Origin of the sequence: Pantoea sp. IMH (assembly GCF_000599885.1) — a bacterium.
Lineage (GTDB): Bacteria > Pseudomonadota > Gammaproteobacteria > Enterobacterales > Enterobacteriaceae > Erwinia.
Genome location: NZ_JFGT01000005.1, coordinates 1115424 through 1131603 on the forward strand (window position 1 = coordinate 1115424; position 16180 = coordinate 1131603).

At 52.2% G+C, this 16180-nt stretch carries 18 protein-coding genes; 12 read left to right on the forward strand and 6 right to left on the reverse strand.

Features of this window, described 5'->3' with window-relative positions; genetic code table 11:
- Nucleotides 1–653: 653 nt before the first annotated feature.
- The gene (locus tag EA20_RS0113630; RefSeq protein ID WP_024967360.1) at nt 654–833 is read left to right on the forward strand and encodes a general stress protein; all 180 of its coding nucleotides are present in this window, start codon (nt 654–656) and stop codon (nt 831–833) included.
- 857 nt (nt 834–1690) lie between these two features.
- On the opposite strand, the gene EA20_RS0113645 is transcribed toward EA20_RS0113630, so the two are convergent.
- Nucleotides 1691–1879 carry a hypothetical protein gene (locus tag EA20_RS0113645; protein WP_024967361.1) on the reverse strand — a complete coding sequence of 63 codons (189 nt, stop codon included), beginning with the start codon at nt 1877–1879 and terminating at the stop codon, nt 1691–1693.
- Nucleotides 1880–2205: 326 nt separating this feature from the next.
- Here EA20_RS0113645 and EA20_RS0113650 point away from each other — a divergent pair, with 326 nt between their 5' ends.
- Both EA20_RS0113650 and EA20_RS0113655 read left to right on the forward strand, forming a co-directional pair.
- On the forward strand, nt 2206–2460 hold the full coding sequence (locus EA20_RS0113650; protein WP_024967362.1) for a YrhK family protein: 255 nt from the start codon (nt 2206–2208) through the stop codon (nt 2458–2460).
- A gap of 246 nt (nt 2461–2706) precedes the next feature.
- Complete coding sequence (locus EA20_RS0113655; RefSeq protein WP_024967363.1) at nt 2707–3234, forward strand: hypothetical protein; 528 nt, start codon at nt 2707–2709, stop codon at nt 3232–3234.
- 111 nt (nt 3235–3345) lie between these two features.
- On the opposite strand, the gene EA20_RS0113660 is transcribed toward EA20_RS0113655, so the two are convergent.
- Nucleotides 3346–3603: a biofilm development regulator YmgB/AriR family protein gene (locus tag EA20_RS0113660; protein WP_024967364.1), complete on the reverse strand. Its 258-nt coding sequence runs from the start codon at nt 3601–3603 to the stop codon at nt 3346–3348.
- 346 nt (nt 3604–3949) lie between these two features.
- Here EA20_RS0113660 and EA20_RS0113665 point away from each other — a divergent pair, with 346 nt between their 5' ends.
- Nucleotides 3950–4150 (forward strand): hypothetical protein, encoded by a 201-nt coding sequence (locus EA20_RS0113665; RefSeq protein WP_024967365.1) that lies wholly within the window; start codon nt 3950–3952, stop codon nt 4148–4150.
- A 45-nt stretch (nt 4151–4195) separates the two neighbouring features.
- Here EA20_RS0113665 and EA20_RS0113670 read toward each other — a convergent pair whose 3' ends face one another.
- Nucleotides 4196–4447 (reverse strand): hypothetical protein, encoded by a 252-nt coding sequence (locus EA20_RS0113670; protein ID WP_024967366.1) that lies wholly within the window; start codon nt 4445–4447, stop codon nt 4196–4198.
- A gap of 166 nt (nt 4448–4613) precedes the next feature.
- On the opposite strand from EA20_RS0113670, the gene EA20_RS0113675 reads away from it, so the two are divergent.
- A complete protein-coding gene (locus EA20_RS0113675; protein WP_024967367.1) occupies nt 4614–5045 on the forward strand; it encodes a DUF4186 domain-containing protein in 432 nt (143 codons plus the stop codon).
- A gap of 142 nt (nt 5046–5187) precedes the next feature.
- On the opposite strand, the gene EA20_RS0113680 is transcribed toward EA20_RS0113675, so the two are convergent.
- Nucleotides 5188–5574 carry a DUF1090 domain-containing protein gene (locus EA20_RS0113680; RefSeq protein WP_024967368.1) on the reverse strand — a complete coding sequence of 129 codons (387 nt, stop codon included), beginning with the start codon at nt 5572–5574 and terminating at the stop codon, nt 5188–5190.
- Nucleotides 5575–5756: 182 nt separating this feature from the next.
- Between EA20_RS0113680 and EA20_RS0113685 the strand changes: the two genes are divergently transcribed.
- The 6 genes from EA20_RS0113685 (at nt 5757) to EA20_RS0113710 (ending at nt 11769) form a co-directional block, all read left to right on the forward strand.
- Nucleotides 5757–6251, forward strand: coding sequence for a DUF1198 family protein (locus tag EA20_RS0113685; protein ID WP_024967369.1), 495 nt, complete (start codon nt 5757–5759; stop codon nt 6249–6251).
- 537 nt (nt 6252–6788) lie between these two features.
- Nucleotides 6789–7514 (forward strand): gluconate 2-dehydrogenase subunit 3 family protein, encoded by a 726-nt coding sequence (locus tag EA20_RS0113690; RefSeq protein WP_024967370.1) that lies wholly within the window; start codon nt 6789–6791, stop codon nt 7512–7514.
- Nucleotides 7515–7559: 45 nt separating this feature from the next.
- Nucleotides 7560–9329 (forward strand): GMC family oxidoreductase, encoded by a 1770-nt coding sequence (locus tag EA20_RS0113695; RefSeq protein WP_024967371.1) that lies wholly within the window; start codon nt 7560–7562, stop codon nt 9327–9329.
- Nucleotides 9330–9349: 20 nt separating this feature from the next.
- Nucleotides 9350–10606, forward strand: coding sequence for a cytochrome c (locus tag EA20_RS0113700; RefSeq protein WP_369699793.1), 1257 nt, complete (start codon nt 9350–9352; stop codon nt 10604–10606).
- 302 nt (nt 10607–10908) lie between these two features.
- Complete coding sequence (locus tag EA20_RS0113705; RefSeq protein WP_024967373.1) at nt 10909–11115, forward strand: DUF2767 family protein; 207 nt, start codon at nt 10909–10911, stop codon at nt 11113–11115.
- Between the two features lie 240 nt (nt 11116–11355).
- Nucleotides 11356–11769 (forward strand): RcnB family protein, encoded by a 414-nt coding sequence (locus tag EA20_RS0113710; RefSeq protein WP_024967374.1) that lies wholly within the window; start codon nt 11356–11358, stop codon nt 11767–11769.
- A 64-nt stretch (nt 11770–11833) separates the two neighbouring features.
- On the opposite strand, the gene EA20_RS0113715 is transcribed toward EA20_RS0113710, so the two are convergent.
- Together EA20_RS0113715 and EA20_RS0113720 are read right to left on the reverse strand one after the other, a co-directional pair.
- Entirely contained in the window at nt 11834–12973 is a 1140-nt protein-coding gene (locus tag EA20_RS0113715) for an iron-containing alcohol dehydrogenase (protein WP_024967375.1), read from the reverse strand.
- Nucleotides 12974–13121: 148 nt separating this feature from the next.
- The gene (locus tag EA20_RS0113720) at nt 13122–13514 is read right to left on the reverse strand and encodes a hypothetical protein (RefSeq protein ID WP_051516360.1); all 393 of its coding nucleotides are present in this window, start codon (nt 13512–13514) and stop codon (nt 13122–13124) included.
- Between the two features lie 430 nt (nt 13515–13944).
- Here EA20_RS0113720 and pqqU point away from each other — a divergent pair, with 430 nt between their 5' ends.
- Nucleotides 13945–16110 carry a TonB-dependent receptor PqqU gene (gene pqqU / locus EA20_RS0113725; protein ID WP_369699794.1) on the forward strand — a complete coding sequence of 722 codons (2166 nt, stop codon included), beginning with the start codon at nt 13945–13947 and terminating at the stop codon, nt 16108–16110.
- Nucleotides 16111–16180: the final 70 nt, after the last annotated feature.

A 16180-nucleotide genomic window follows, 5' to 3' on the forward strand; every position in this document is an offset into this window, starting at 1 on the left:
CGTAGTCGTGCTTTCCCGGTCTTACCCGCATACCCGGAAAGGGTCTGCCTGATGAAGGGTAATCTGGATACTCAGACCGGTCGGGGCAGACTACTGATACGCGGGCAGAAGGCATCATGAATTATCATCACCTCCCGCATCCTATCTTACTGAAAAGACTCTCTGTACAGTGAAGCCTTAAAACGGCAGGAACGAGCCTAAGGCTGCATCAGAGCGCTATAAACAGAGACTGGTAAGTAAGTGAGACAATTCCGAAAATTACCGCCAGCTTAAAAAAATAATACTGACCTACCCACGCTGCTCATCTTATTATTAATAATAAGAACTTTCTTAATGCGATTGTGTCAACATTGCGGATAGCGTTTCGTTTAATTTTTAATTACTATTATAAAGTGTAAATTAATATAAATACACTTTCGGATTTTTAAATAGATAACCACAGTAACTTATTGATAAAATTGATGTTTACCTTATTTAATTTGGCGGGGTTTTACTGTTAATTCATACTTTTTTGCTGGCTTGGATATTTTTCTCATCAACGATTTTGCAAAAATCTCAAACGCCTCTACTATTAAATACGCAACACGACATGTCCGGATGGAATAACGCCGGATGCCAGTTAACGAAATGAATATTATATTCAGGAGTCAATTATGGCCGAACATCGTGGTGGTTCAGGTAACTTTGCAGAAGATCGTGATAAAGCCTCTGAAGCAGGTAAAAAAGGCGGGCAGAACAGCGGCGGTAACTTCGCCAATGACCGTGAGAAAGCGTCAGAAGCAGGGAAAAAAGGTGGTCAAAACAGCCACAGCGGTGGACGCAAGTCAGAATAGCGTAACCGCACTGTGACAGGGATGCGTTGCCAGCCCCGGTATTTTTACCGGGGCTAAATGGTTATGGGCATTTGAAGCCAAGCCAGATAGCTACTGGCTTTCATGGGTTAAAATCTTAACCAGAAAGGCCTGACTTTATGTTGCGGGGATTAACTTCGTCTTTTTATAAAAGCCAGGTATGCCTGAAAGAGGATAGCAGAGAAGAAATGCTCTCCGGCTCCGGTTTCAGGCAAGTCTGTCTGTGCGGGTTAATGACAGGATGCAAACAGAGACGAGCCGCAGTAAGACTCACAGATCGATTGCACAAAACTAGACGCCCAGACTTGCGCCGATAACCACGTTCACAAGTCCCGACGCCAGGAACACGCAACCTGGAATCAGGAAACCAGGGTTTTTTTTCCTGAAGTTAAGTGCTAACAGAATGATCCCAACTGCGATCATAGGTATGGCGATAAACAAAAATGTCGACATGAGATCCCTTACTGGGAGATTTTCAATTATGCCCAGTTCCACGGCATCCAGTGATGGGTCAGCAAGAACATGATTAGCTCAAGCACGATAACAAGCGTCAGCAGGGCACCCAGCTTGTGATTCCCTATCCACTTCACTTACAGCGCCTCCTGGAATACCTCACAGTTGAACTGAGCCGCAGTCAGGCAGCGGGCTTTCTGCGAACGCTGTTTATCAGGCTAACGGACTCATAACACTGTCTGAATCATACCGTCACTGTTTTTTTATGCCAGAGACATTTCGGTTATGCCGTCTCTTTCACGACCTCGCCTGGGCATGAGAAAAGCTTTAGGGATCATCGGACAAAAAAAAGGCCGCCGAAGCGACCTGATGTCAGTAAGGTTTTTTTAAGCTGCTGTCAGCGCCGTTACGGCAATATCAGAACGGAAGATGCCGTGCTTAATGGACTGCTCTTCGAAGAAATCATTCAGGGCTCGTACAGCATTTTCACCCTGAATCAGAAGAGTGTTTTCTTTGGCCTGGCCGGCTTTCTTCACCACATACTGCACTGACCAGCTCTTGAGTGATTTGTTCATGTTTCCGCCTCCGGTTATTCAGTTAATCAGCTCTCATGGATGAGTCATCGACAGAAAGCGGTAAAACTTTAACCAGTTTTTTAGGATTTTTCTTACACAGCACCTCAACAAATCCTCTGCTTAAAAAGTCCTGCTGATTTTCAGTTGCTTATGCGTCAGCAATAACGGAGAAGTGATCACAGAGGATAGCGCGCCGGAGAGTAAGTCGCCTGGTAAACAGAATGAGGGAAAGGAATCGATCATAAATTGTCCGTCACCGCGCCAGCTTCGTCTGCCGTCACGGCTGCTACGCTTAGGGTGATTAAGAACTGACACAGGAAACAGCGATGTACCCGAATAAAACTGAGATTGATCTTGGCTCAGACCGTATCGTGATTGAAAAACGATACCGGGCGCTGAGCGCGCTTAACGATCTGTTGATTGGTATCTGGTTTCTGGCAGGCAGTATCATGTTCTTTGATGATTCGCTGATGACCCTCGGCACAGGTTTTTTTGTCGTGGGAAGCATCGAGCTTATCCTCCGACCGATAATCAAACTGACAGAGCTTATCCACGTAAAAAGGGTTACTGCATGCGGATAGCCTTGAGGCTGCTTTACGCCCTTTTCCGCTGATTGCCTGGCTGATAACCTGTACAGGAAATGATCAGCATTGCATCGCCTGTAACCTGCAAACGTCATAACGCTATGTGAAAATGCAGAGGGGGGATTGGAGAATGCCTGGCTGATAAAATCGCAGCGCTGCCCTTACATGCCGCCACAGTGATAAGAGCCATGAATTTCACGTCCCCAGCGACGAAAAGATGATCAGTTTACAAAGGAGTCAGCAATGAAAATCGCCTGCCTCGGTTGGGGATCGCTGATCTGGAAACCGGGAACACTGCCGCTGGCAAGTGACTGGTATTCAGATGGGCCTGCGTTGCCGGTGGAGTTTTCGCGGGTTAGTGATAAGGGTGAACTTGCCACCGTCATCTGTCTGAATGCTCCGTCGGTACAGGTTTACTGGGCCATGCTGGAAACGGATGATCTTCAGCTTGCGGTGACAGCCTTACGTGAACGGGAAAAAATTCCAGCAAATCGGGAAGATGGCATCGGTATGTTGAGAGTGCAGCCATCGGCGCAGGGCAACATTGCCGGATGGGCTGCCGGACACGGCATTGATGCCCTGATCTGGACAGCGCTACCGCCGCGATTTGCCGGCGTTGAAGGGATGATCCCTTCAGCCGAAGAAGCGCTGGATTATCTCCGCTCGCTGGGAGGCGACGAACGGGCACATGCATTTGATTATCTTCGCCAGGTGCCCGAGCAGTTAACGACACCCTATCGCCGCGCTTTTCAGCAGCATCTGGATTTATAGGCTTCCTCCCCGGAGAAGGGAAAGCGGCGAGGCGATCTCTTTTTCGGGTTTAAAACCCTAAGCGCTGAAGTGGCTGAATAACAGAAGTGTTTCAAGCCCTTATGCCGCTTATCACGCGATCACATCATCCGGCGTACGGTGAACAATCTCTTCCAACACGGAGCGGTAAATATCGAGCTTAACCACATCCGTTTCCATTTCCATCTTATTCAGCAACTTAAGAATGAGGGCCTTGTTGGTCACGAAGCCCTGCGCGGCCATCAGTTCGGCGGTAATTTTCATCAGCACCTCAGATTCGCCAGAGGAGAGCTCACCTGAATTTTGAAAATAGGTATTGATTTGCGACTCGATGGAATCATGTTGCTGCATGGTGAAGCCTCCGGAAATTTTTTTATTATGGCGTATCTGGACAATAAAACGGCTAATCGCTGTAGAGATTTCATCAAAGTTGTACAAAAAAATGGCCTCTGAAAGTGGAAATCCACTGGCACCTTCAGAGGCGATGCAAAGCATCATTCGTTACTGTGGATGGATGTCCACGGCGGATAAAGTTATACGAAGAAGTTAAACTTGTACAACGAATCCTTGTGCAAAACGTGCTGTCGTAGGTGTATCTGAAATGCAATTTATGCTAAGGGTGCGGCGAGTTTTTTGCCGCATCGCCCTAACAACTTTCGACTACGCTTAATAGACGCAGAGCAACAGGAGAAATGCGATGAAAAATCAAAATACCAACAGCAAACGAAACAAAGAAGGTGACGTCAGCAAAGGATTGCCTGAAGCCGCCCCTCAGTCGGGCAATGCTTATGAAGAAGATGAACATACGGCAACCGATCGTCCGGATGAGCATGGTGAAATTCCGCGCACCCGTGATGACAGTGAGGATGATAAAGTCGACCCTTATAAGCAGGGATAACTGTCGTTGCGAAGGCCCGCCAGTGTCGGGCCTTACTTTTGGCTGTCAGGGAAGGGAGGGCGGTTGATATTTGATATAGTCGCGAATGGCATCATGCACACTTTTATTCTCGGCATCATCAAGCCCTCTGTCGGCAAACTCTTTCGCCAGTTTTTCCAGCACGTCGTCAAATTTTCCCTTATAGGTAATGTTGTTTAACGCAATCTGCTGGCCAAGGATCTCTTTTAGCGCCCGCGTTTCCGTACTGAGCCGTTGCACAGTTTCTTCGAGCTTCCTGATTCTTGCTTCTTCCGACATGGTGTCTCCCGGGTCATTTTGAATAGTCATAACGGATGTAAAACAGCATCGCTTAACTCAAAGCGTATTGCAATGAGCGGGTTAGCGAGTCCATTACCAACAGAAAAGAGCAAAAGGCCGCTGGAATGATAAAATACCCGTTGTCTTTTTTTGTCCCGGAGGAAACATGGCCTCACCAGAAGCTATCCTTCAGCGGTTATCCGCCTCACCTTTTCGTCAGCGCTTCCACCTCGGCCGCGTTGAGTACGATTACTGCCTGAAAAAGGGAGAGGAAATGATCTCCTCACATGCGACGGATTTCATCCGGCAACGCCTTTCTCCGGCGGAGCCAGTAAATGATGGCAAACAGACGCCAATGCGGGGACATCCCGTTTTCATTGCCCAGCATGCCACCGCCACCTGCTGCCGCGGCTGCATAAGCAAATGGCATGGCATTCCCCACCATCAGGAAATGACTCAGGAAGAGCAGGCCCGGGTCGTTGAGCTGATTCTCTGCTGGCTGCGGCTGGAGATGCAAAAACCGGCGCCGAAAATGAAGAAGCAGAAAACGCGCGGTCAGAACAAAGGCGCGCCGCCAGAACAGCTTAATTTGCTGTAGTGCCTGAGAAAACAGGAAAGCCTTCTTCAGCGCTTGAAAGTGGAGATGGCAAGGGATAAACAGGGCGATAAAGGAGAACCTGACGTACCGGCGGGAACAAAAGCGCCGGAAGCGGGCCGGCGCCATCGTGGATCTGAGAAAATTAGCGGGAGAGCGCGGCTTCGGCTTCTTTCAGTTCATCGCGCGCTTCATCCAGTTTTTTCATTCTCTTTTCGATTTTATCCGGTCTGCCGTCAGCTTTTGCCTCTCTCAACTCCTGCTCACGTTCCATGACCTCCTGTTTCTTTTCGGCCACTTTTTCCTGACGCTCTTTCAGCAGGCCGCTGTCGGTGCAGTTTTCGTTAACTTCGCGCAGGGCTTTTTCCAGACCGGCGACGCGGTGGGTATTGCCATGCTGCTGAGCGTATTTTAACTGCTGCTCAATTTCCTGTTTCTTGCCGGCACAGCCAGTTAACGCCGCGCTTGCCTGAGTGGAAAAAAGGGAGAGTGCAAAAATGCAGAAGCTTGCTTTCATTAGCGATTGTTTCATGTGTCCTCACTGACAGGTAATTAAGGCGAAACTATAACAATAGTTTATGTGAGACGGTTTGAGGGAAGACAAAAAAGGCGCCTTTTGCCTTCTTTTCTACAGGTTGCTTTGCGCCCTGGCGTACTGCTACTCTGTCGGCCTTCTCTGCTTCCCTGCTGCTACTGGTTTAGACAGGAACGTAAATGATCTGGCTGATGCTTGTGACCCTGATTGTGGTATTTATTATTGGCTTCCGGGTGCTCAACTCCCGCGCCCGACGCGCCACGCGGGCATTAACAAAGCGGCTGAATCTCGATCCCGTGTATGTTGAGTCACTGATAAGCCAGATGGGCAAAGCGCCCGGTGAAGCCTTTATCGACTATATTTCCCGCGAAAATGAAGCGCATCTGGCGAATGCTGCCAGCGTGCTGTTTATCTATCAGGTTTTCATTCTGGATGAATCGGACGAAAGCATCGCTTTCTGGCGCGGCGTGCTACGTAAGGCCTATCTTCCCGTTGAATTAAGCAGCGAGCATGTCAGGCTGGCGCTGGCCTTTTTAAGTGAAATGGAACCCGATGCCCAGGAGATGCACGAGTTTCGCCTGCGGTATAATGCGCGTTTTGCAACGCCCGATAATTCGCCCATGGGAGGAACAGACAATGTTTACTCCATCCACTCCCGTCCGGGTCGCCACTGACGTTTATTTCCCCCCACTTAAACGTGAACAGTTATGTCCCTGCATTCCTGAACCTTCCTGTTAACAGGAGAGGCTACTTTCTGCCCGATCATTAGCTTCTTTATTCATTAATGCGCCTGTTTCTCCGCCTGTAACATTCATCAATGGCGAATTAAATCATCCAGGATAATGGGTGATGTTTTATTATTGGCTCTTATTTGTTTTTATATTGTTAATTTTTGATTAGGCTGCCAGATGAATTATTTCCATCAGTTCAGGCGCGGTATGATAACGAAGGTTCACTATTATTGGTTGATTTTACTGATATTGTGTATTTAAAGCGCAGATTGGCAGGCAAGGCAGCTAACCAGAGTGGCGGTAGCGCGTTTATCGCTTAAGCGCCTGCGCTGCCAGTTGATATAAACTTAACAATTAATATTTTAGATACAAAAATTACAATTTGTAATGGTTGTTTCCATGATATTGCCTCCAGGTTAGATGAAAGAAAAATTAATTAACCCAAATTACATTTCTTTAGCATGTGAGAGTCGTAATGTTATGCTTCTTCAAAAAGAAACAACCCGCCGTAAGTTTTTACTAGGGTCGCTTTTGGCGTTGCCCTTTAGCGATATGATAGTAAGGGGATTAACGGCGGCCGAGGCTGCGGAAATGGCCGCCCCCGAGCTGCTTGAATATCAACCCGTCTTTTTCTCCAGTGATGAATGGCAATTTATCATGGCCGCCTGCGATCGGCTTATTCCTGCCGGTGGGAAAGGAAAGGCACCAGGCGCATTAGAAACAAATGTGCCCATCTTTATTGACCAGCAGATGCAGGGCGATATGGGGGATGAGATTTATCTTCAGGGACCTTTTGAGCCTCACGCTCCGGCAACGATGGGCTATCAGATCCCTTACCGGCCTCAGCAGATCTATAAAATTGGCATTCGTGTAATTAACGACTGGTGCCAGCAGCAGCATCAGAAACTTTTCCATGCCCTCACTGTGGAAGAAAAAGATGCGGTACTGACGCAGATTCAGAAAAACGGCATTCACTTTAGCGATCTGGGTGAAGACGCGCTGCAGGGCTCGCAATTCTTCAGTGAACTGCTTGCGGATACCAAACATGGTTATCTTTCCGATCCGATGTACGGCGGTAATAAAGGGATGAAGGCGTGGATCGCCATCGGTTTTCCCGGCGCCCGCGCCAGCTACACCGAATGGGTTAAGCAACATAACGTTCCCTATCCGCTCGGCCCGGTCAGCCTTCTGGGCCAGCGCGCCTGAGTTGACTGAGTACTTTTCCGTTTTCTGAAGATTGCAGGATTTAAGATGGCACTGGTAAATAAAGAAGAAGTCGACGTCGTTGTCGTCGGCCTGGGCTGGGCGGGTTCACTCATGAGTATTGAACTGGCGATGGCCGGACTGAAAGTGCGTGCGCTTGAACGCGGCGGCGATCGCGACTACAGCGATTTCGCCTACCCAAAGCCCGCCGATGAGTATGCTTACGCCGTCCGTAATAAAGTATTCGCCACGCCCGCCGAAGCGGCGGTCACCGTTCGCTACAATATGAGCCAGACGGCGTTGCCCACCCGTAAGTGGGGCGCATTCTGTCCCGGTAACGGCGTTGGCGGATCGGGGCTGCACTGGACAGGCGTTCTGCTGCGTCCAACCCCGACCGATATCAAGCTGAAAACCTACGCTGATGAGGCCTACAAGCCGGGTATTTTGCAGGAAGATATGACCATCGGTGATTTTCCCTTCACATGGGATGAGATCGAGCCTTATTACGATAAGTTTGAGCGTATCTGCGGCCAGTCAGGTAAGACGGGTAACCTGCGCGGCGAGATACTGGAAGGCGGTGACCCGTTTGAAGGCCCGCGTTCCAATCCCTATCCGCTGCCTCCGCTGGACGATACGCTGAATAACACGATGTTCGTCGATGTGGCGAAAAAGCTTGGCTATCATCCGTTCCCGAATCCCTCAGCCTGCGTATCCCGCGCGTGGACTAACCCCTACGGCAACCAGATTGCGCCGTGCAACTACTGCGGCTATTGCAGCAAATATCCCTGTCTGAACTATTCCAAAGCCTCCCCGCAAACGGCGGTGATGGATTCGCTGAAGCGGATGGACAACTTCTCCTATGAAGTGAATGCAAACGTGATGAAGGTGGTGCTGCATGAGGACAAAAAAACCGCTAAGGGCGTGATCTACATTGATGCGCAGGGGAACGAATGCTTCCAGCCAGCGAAGATTGTCGTGCTGAGCAGTTTCCAGTTCTGTAACGTTCGCCTGATGCTGCTTTCCGGCATCGGCAAGCCTTATAACCCGATCACCAATGAAGGGGTGGTGGGACGGAACTACGCCTTCCTCAGCAATGGCGGCGCAACGCTGTTCTTCAAGGATAAGAATTTTAATCCGTTTGCCACTGCGGGCGCGACGGGACAGATGTTTAACGACATTTCACCAGGCAACTTTGATGGCCCTGCGCTCGGCTTCATCGGCGGGGCGAAGATTCACAGTTCCCAGGCAACGGGTACGCCAATCAGTACCGCACTGCCTAAAGGGACGCCTGCCTGGGGAACGGGTTGGAAAGAGGGGCTGGAAGAGTGGTACGGCCACTCCATGAAAATCAGCATAACCACGACCTGTATGTCATACCGCGATATCTACCTTGATCTCGATCCTAACTACAAGGATGAGTATGGCTACCCTCTGCTGCGCATGACCTTCAACTGGAAAGAGAATGAGCTTAAGCTCCAGCAATATCTGAAGGGTATCGTCGGTAATCTCACCAAAGAGCTTAATCCGGACAGCTATAGCGAAAGTTTCCTGTCGATGGATTCTAACTTTGATCTGACCAAATATGTCTCCACCCACAACGTGGGCGGCGCGATCATGGGCGAGAACCCGGAAACCTCCGCGCTTAACCGTTACTTGCAAAGCTGGGACGTTCACAATGTCTTCGTGCCGGGCGGTAATGCTTTCCCGCAGAACTTCCAGGCGAATCCGACAGATACGATTGGTGCCTTAACGCTGATGGCCGCTCAGGCAATCAAGGATCTTTATCTGAAAAACCCCGGTCCGCTGGTTCAGGCATAAAGGAGATTAACCTGATGAAAATGAAAACCTTTTTTATTGCCAGCTCCGTACTGATAAGCCTGGGGTTTGCCGCCAGCGCCCAGGCTGAGGATGCGGATGCAGAACTGATCGGGCAGGGCGAATATATCTCCCGCCTGGGTGACTGCGGTGCGTGTCACTCCCTGCCGGGCAAACCTGCGTTTTCCGGCGGTCTGGCCATTGAGTCTGCCCTCGGGACAATCTACTCGACCAATATCACGCCGGATAAAGCGCAGGGGATTGGCCGCTACAGCGAAGAACAGTTCTCCGATGCGGTGCGTAAAGGCGTGCTGCCGGACGGGACGCGACTCTATCCGGCAATGCCTTATCCTGACTATGCAAAAATCAGCGATAAAGATATGCATGCGTTGTATGCCTATTTTATGCATGGCGTGGCGCCGAGCGCGGAATCGCCACCCGAGACCGATCTGAGCTTCCCATTCAGCCAGCGCTGGGGGATGCGCTTCTGGAACTGGGCGTTCAGTACGGATAAACCCTTCAGGCCCGTTGGCGGCGCGTCGGCAGAGATTAATCGCGGCGCTTACCTGGTGGAAAGCCTGGGTCACTGCGGTAGCTGCCATACGCCGCGTGGATTGGGAATGAACGAAAAAGCGTTCGACAGCAGCAGTGACGCGTTCCTGGCTGGCGGCAATCTGAACGGGTGGGAAGTGCCGTCGCTGCGCGGTCTGCCGCGCTGGAGCCAGCAGGAAATCGTGGATTATCTGGCGACAGGCCGCAATGATAAGGCCGCAGTCGGTGGCGAGATGAAATCGGTGGTTGAACACAGCACCTCGTGGATGACCGATGCGGACCTGAACGCTATCGCCGCCTATCTGAAATTCCTCGGTAACAATCCCTCTCTGCCAGCGGTAGATTCCGGGGCGGCTGGGGCGACGGAAGCGAAACTGACGGCGGCGAAGGATCTGACCGAAGGCGAGCGGCTTTATATCGACAACTGCGGCGCCTGCCACTTTGTCACCGGCAAAGGCGCGCCGGGGATATTTCCGCAGCTGGATCAGGCTACCATTGTTAATGCAGAAGATCCGGGCGGTTTGATCCATACCATTCTGGCCGGCGCGCAGCAACCTTCTACCGCGAAGGCACCTTCAACGCTCGCCATGCCCGGTTTTGCCCATCGTCTGAATGACGAAGAGGTCGCCGCGCTCGCGACCTTTGTCCGTCAGGGCTGGAGTAATAAAGCCGCTGCTGTCACCGCCGGGGATGTAGCGAAGGTCAGAAAAAATCTTAAGGAACACTAAGAGAGGAAAACGCGGTCGCATTCTTTAGCCTTGTTTGCGTTACCGCGCGTTCACGAAAAATGATAAGTATCCGTGGCCCATATGGCACGGATACGTTCCCGCTGTTATTTTCAATAAAGCCTGTCACTGCCTCACAGGCTGAGGCGGAGTGCTGTTTAATAATCCTGCCGCGACTCCATCTTGCATTACTTTATCTAACCTGCTGAATAAGCGCCGTATTTGATGGGAATTTCACTGTCTTATCCCGATTCTGCCTGGCTTTTCCCCCCGACTGTGCCAGGTTATTTAAAGGAGGGTAAGCAATGAAAAGAGACGTGTTAAGCGAAGAGGATTATGACGAAGTCTGTCGGGTTATCGGTGATGCTGTTATCGTTCTGGCCGAAGGCGGTTATGAAACCCAGCGGGCCGTGATTGCGGATTTACTCATGAAAACCCGTCAGGATCGTACAAACAGTGAACGTGATGAACAGAAAATACTGGAACATGCCATCCGGCTGATGAAACCCTGAACCCAATACCCCCGTCAGCGATGCTGGTGGGGGTATTTACGTTATAACGCCCACGGCTCCTCACCTTCCTGCCGCCATATTCTCCCAGATTTGCACACAGTGTTAAGGAAGCGATAAGCCGCTGTAAATTACCGTAATAAGCGGGTAATTCAGCGCGCCGGATCTGTTTTTTCCACCGCTTTTCACCGATAGTCCTCTTCAGCGGCGCTTTCGAAGCCGTGAGCAAATGGAGAATATGGGATGAAAAAAACGACACTGGCCTTACTGATGATGGTGCTGACCACCGGCAGTTTATTTTCCCCCCTGACCCAGGCCGACGAGCATCGGCAGCAGTGGCACCATGAGGGAAGCGAACGCAATGACCGCCATTCCACTGGCCTAAACCAGCGTGATAATCATCACAGGGCACAGAATAACCCCCACCATTTTCAACAGCGCGAGCGTTTTGCCTGGCAGGGTCATCAGTTCCACCGTGGTCAGGCATTACCGGCCCATTTTCATGCGAAAGATTATCGTGTCACAGACTGGCGAGAGCGTGGTCTGGAGAAGCCATCCCGCGGTGAACACTGGGCCTATATTGACGGTAACTATGTATTGATCGCCGCAGCGACAGGCATCATCACCTCTATTCTGCTCAACAACGCCTTACAGTGACTGAGTCTGCTGGCCTTTTCCGGGCCAGCATTCCTGCATCCAGTGCAAGCTGACGCGTGATGCGTTACGCGACCTGATACGCCTCTTCAATCATAAATCGCTGCTGTGCCTCGCTGTAGGTCACCAGAGCATTCTTGCTGTTTGAGCGGGCCAGCACCCAGCGAACCTCTTCTTCACTCAGTGATGGCGGCGCTTCCCAGAAGCGGACTATGGCATTATCTTTCAGCCAGGCGGCCAGCAGGCGTGCCGGTGGCACCGTAAAACCCGGAAATAGCTCGTCCGCAAGCGCGCTCATCAGTGCCTGCTGTTGGGCATTTTCTTCATCGGCCAGCAGCGTCAGAAACGGCAGCAATAAGCGGCTACATACTTCGCCATGGTGAAAATCTCTGATCGCGCCCAGCTCGCCTGCAATACCATGAATCACGCCCAGCCCGGCCATACTCAGGCTCACGCCGCCCAGCCATGACGCCAGCAGCATCTGCTGACGCGCATCATCGCCCGCTTCATCGCTGCGGTTGAGGTTTGGCCAGGCATGGACAAAGGCCCGCAGGCCGTTGAGCGCCGTTTGTCGCGTAAACAGATTGCCTTTACTGGAGAGATAGGCTTCAAAAAGATGGGTAAAAGCGTCGATGGCACAGCAGGCGAGGAGGTTTTCCGGTGCGCCTTTCAGCAGGTCAGGATCGAGAATAGCGACGTCGGGAACATAGTTGGCATGTCGCAGTGAAGCTTTCACCTGGATCGTTTTTTTATCGGTAACCACGGCATTCTGCGTCACTTCGCTGCCCGTTCCGGCGGTGGTCGGGACGGCTATCAGCGGCAGCGTTTTCCCGGTTACGGCGGTATCACCCACTTTTTCCAGATAGCGCAGCGTAGGCAGAGAGTGCTGGCTCATGGTGGCAAACGCTTTGGCGGCATCAAGCACGCTGCCGCCGCCGATCGCCACCACGCGCGCAACTTTATTCCGCCAGCGATCGACCCAGACGTCGATTTCATCCGGTGAGGCTTCATGCCTGACAATCTCCGTCCCGGCCAGCAGCGGCGACAGTTCAGCCTCCAGTGACCGCCACGCTGCGCTTTGCAAAAACGACTGGCCGCAAAACAGCAGCGTCGGCACAGCTTCGCTGTGCAGTAAAGGCAGCAGTTCCCGCAAACTGCCGGGGCCGAAAAAGGTGTGACGGTTGGCAATCATCAGGCTGGTGTTCATTTATTATCCTTTTCAGGCAGAGGAATGAACAAAGGTTATAACACAGCTGTGTACGGGTTTTCCCACCTGCCTGTCTCTTTCAGAACCGTCCAGAAAGCATCCCTGAAAGGGGGATTGACAGGTGGCAAAATTAAAAAGGAAAGGAAAATCAGATGGCGCGGGCAGGGCAGGAGAAAACAATCATTTTATCCTGCGGAGCATTAATCACGCTGAAGCGCGTATCGGAAAGGCGCTGTGCCAGCCATCCCTCACGGGTAACGGCAGAGGGCAGATAGCGCTGCCGATCGTTGCTGTGGAGCGGCCCGCTCTCAAGCGTCACATCGGGCATGCTCACGCGAAAAGAGGTGAAGCGGTCAATGATGGTTCCTTCTACCAGCCCTTTAGGTTCGCCGCTGAGCGTCTCCATCCGGCCATGGCAGGGCATGCCTTTATTGCCCGAAGAACAGGCGGTGATCAGCACTATAGCAGCACATATGACTCCCCTGACGACAAGAGGCGTTTTCAGCGGGCATTTGTGGGGTGGCAGGGGCTGATTGCGCATACATCATCCTTAAGTATGTTGAAGAGACAAGTATAGACGGCCCTGGCCGCAGCCGTCAGGCAGAACAGGCTAAAAGCGGAACAGAAGACGCTTTTTGTTAAAGGCTGGTGGGTTTTTATTGTCTCTCACCGCGGCAAGACTGAATCAATTCAGCAAAAATTTTAACAAAGGTTCGCAAACCAGCGAGGTAATGCTACAATCTCCGCCGTCGGTAACCTATTCCTCTGACATTCTGCATGAAAACAGCCTTTTCCCTCCAATTTAAGAGGGATTTCACCCGTAAGTGGTGGGGCGAACAACGCAAGTTTTGAAACTACTTATATACTTTTGATGCAGTGATGCACACGTGCTTCGCAGCGACGCTGACGGGAAAGCCGCGCTTTTCCCGACAACCCGGCTGAGACGCTTTATGACGGATTAACACAGCAGACTGAATCCCGTGAATAACAAAACCTTTGCTTTTCTCCTGACGCCGCTCATTCTGCTGCCTGCTACGGTCAGCGCTGCCCGGGCTGCCGGCGTCTCAGAGCGCGCTGACGCGCCCGGCCAGGAAAACTCAATTATTGTCCTTAAACAACGCACCGGCCTTTCCGAGCTGGATACTCCCGCTGCGGTCAGCATCGTGAGTGGTGAGGCGCTTCGCAATAATTCCGCCCAGGTTAACCTCTCTGAAGGGCTGGGTAGCGTTCCCGGCTTGCAGATACAGAACCGGCAAAATTACGCTCAGGATCTGCAGCTTTCGGTGCGTGGATTTGGCAGCCGTTCGATGTACGGCGTGAGAGGCGTACGGGTGTACGTTGACGGCATCCCCTCAACGATGCCGGATGGCCAGGGACAAACCTCAAATATTGATATCAATTCGGTAGCGCGGGTTGAAGTGCTGCGCGGTCCATACTCTGCGCTTTACGGTAACGCCTCCGGCGGCGTGGTGAATATTGATACGGAAACGGGTACTGAACCGGCCACACTCAGTGCGGGTACCTGGTATGGCAGCTATGGAAGCTGGCGCAACAGCGTTAAGGCGAGCGGCGCGACGGGAGACGGCAGCCATGTGGGCGACGTTAATTACACGCTTTCCGGATCGCGCTTCACCACGCACGGCTACCGCGATCACAGCGGGACGCAAAAAAGCCTCGGTAATGGCAAGCTGGGCGTCCGTCTTGATGAAGCCAGCACGCTGACGTTAATGTTCAACAGCGTTTCGGTGGATGCGAACGATCCCGGCGGCCTGAGTAAAGAAGAGTGGCAGCAGAATCCGCGTCAGTCACCGCGCGGCGACAGCTTCAACACCCGCAAGAGCCTGGATCAGACTCAGGTCGGCCTGCGCTATCAGCGCGACATGAGCGAGAAAGACCAGTTAACCCTCACCACCTGGCACGGTGAGCGGCATACGACGCAATACCAGTCAATCCCCCGTGCGCCGCAGCTCAATCCGACTCAGGCCGGCGGCGTTATCGTCCTTGAGCGTAAATATTCCGGCGTGGATACCCGCTGGAAGCATGACGATCTTATCGGCACGATGCCCTTTACGCTGATCGGCGGGCTGGATTATGAAACCATGACCGAACGGCGCCAGGGCTTCGAGAATTTTACGCTGGTGAATGGCGCACCTGAGTATGGCGTCAAGGGAAGCCAGCGCCGCAATGAAAAAAACACCATGTGGAATCTGGACCCTTATCTGCAAACCAGCTGGCAGCTTACGCCGAAGTGGACGCTGGACGCGGGCCTGCGCTACAGCACAATCAGCTTTGATTCAGAAGACTATTATATTGAGCCGGGCAACGGCGATGACAGCGGCAGCACCCGCTATCATAAACTGCTGCCGATGGGATCGCTCAATTACGCGGTCAGCGATGCGTGGAATCTCTACGTTTCCGCCGGTCGCGGCTTTGAAACGCCCACCATCAATGAGCTCTCCTACCGCTCCGTCAGCGGCGATCAGACCGGACTCAATCTGGGCCTCAAGCCCGCCACCAGCGACACCATCGAGCTGGGCAGCAAAACCCGCCTGGGGTATGGCCTGTTGACGGCAGCTATTTTCCAGACCAACACCGACAACGAACTGGTTGTTGCGCAAAGCAGTAATGGCCGCTCGGTCTATAAAAACGCCGGGAAAACACGCCGCCGGGGCGTTGAACTCGCTTTTGACCAGCAGTTTGCCGAGAACTGGCAGATGAAAATGGCCTGGACGCTGCTCGACGCCACCTACCGCAATGAAACCTGTGACGCCAGCGGTAGCTGTACGCCATCGGGTAATCGTCTGCCGGGCGTGGCCCGGAATATGGGTTATGCGGCCCTGGCGTGGGCACCAGAACAGGGCTGGCATGCCGGGGCGGAGCTGCGCTACATGAGCAGCCTGCAGGCCAATGACGAGAACAACGCGAAAGCGCCGTCCTACACGGTTGCCAGCCTCAATACGGGCTACCGGCTTAACTGGGAACGGTGGTCACTGGATCTTTTCGGCCGCATCGACAATCTTTTTGATAAAGCCTACGTCGGTTCAGTCATTGTGAATGAAGGTAACGGGCGCTACTACGAACCTGCGCCCGGGCGGAACTACGGTGGTGGAGCTACGCTTACCTATAGCTTCCAGTAACAGCATCCAGAACAACCTGTCAGCCGGCCCATGCCGGACGGCAGGTTCAAAACACCGGGATGGATATAAG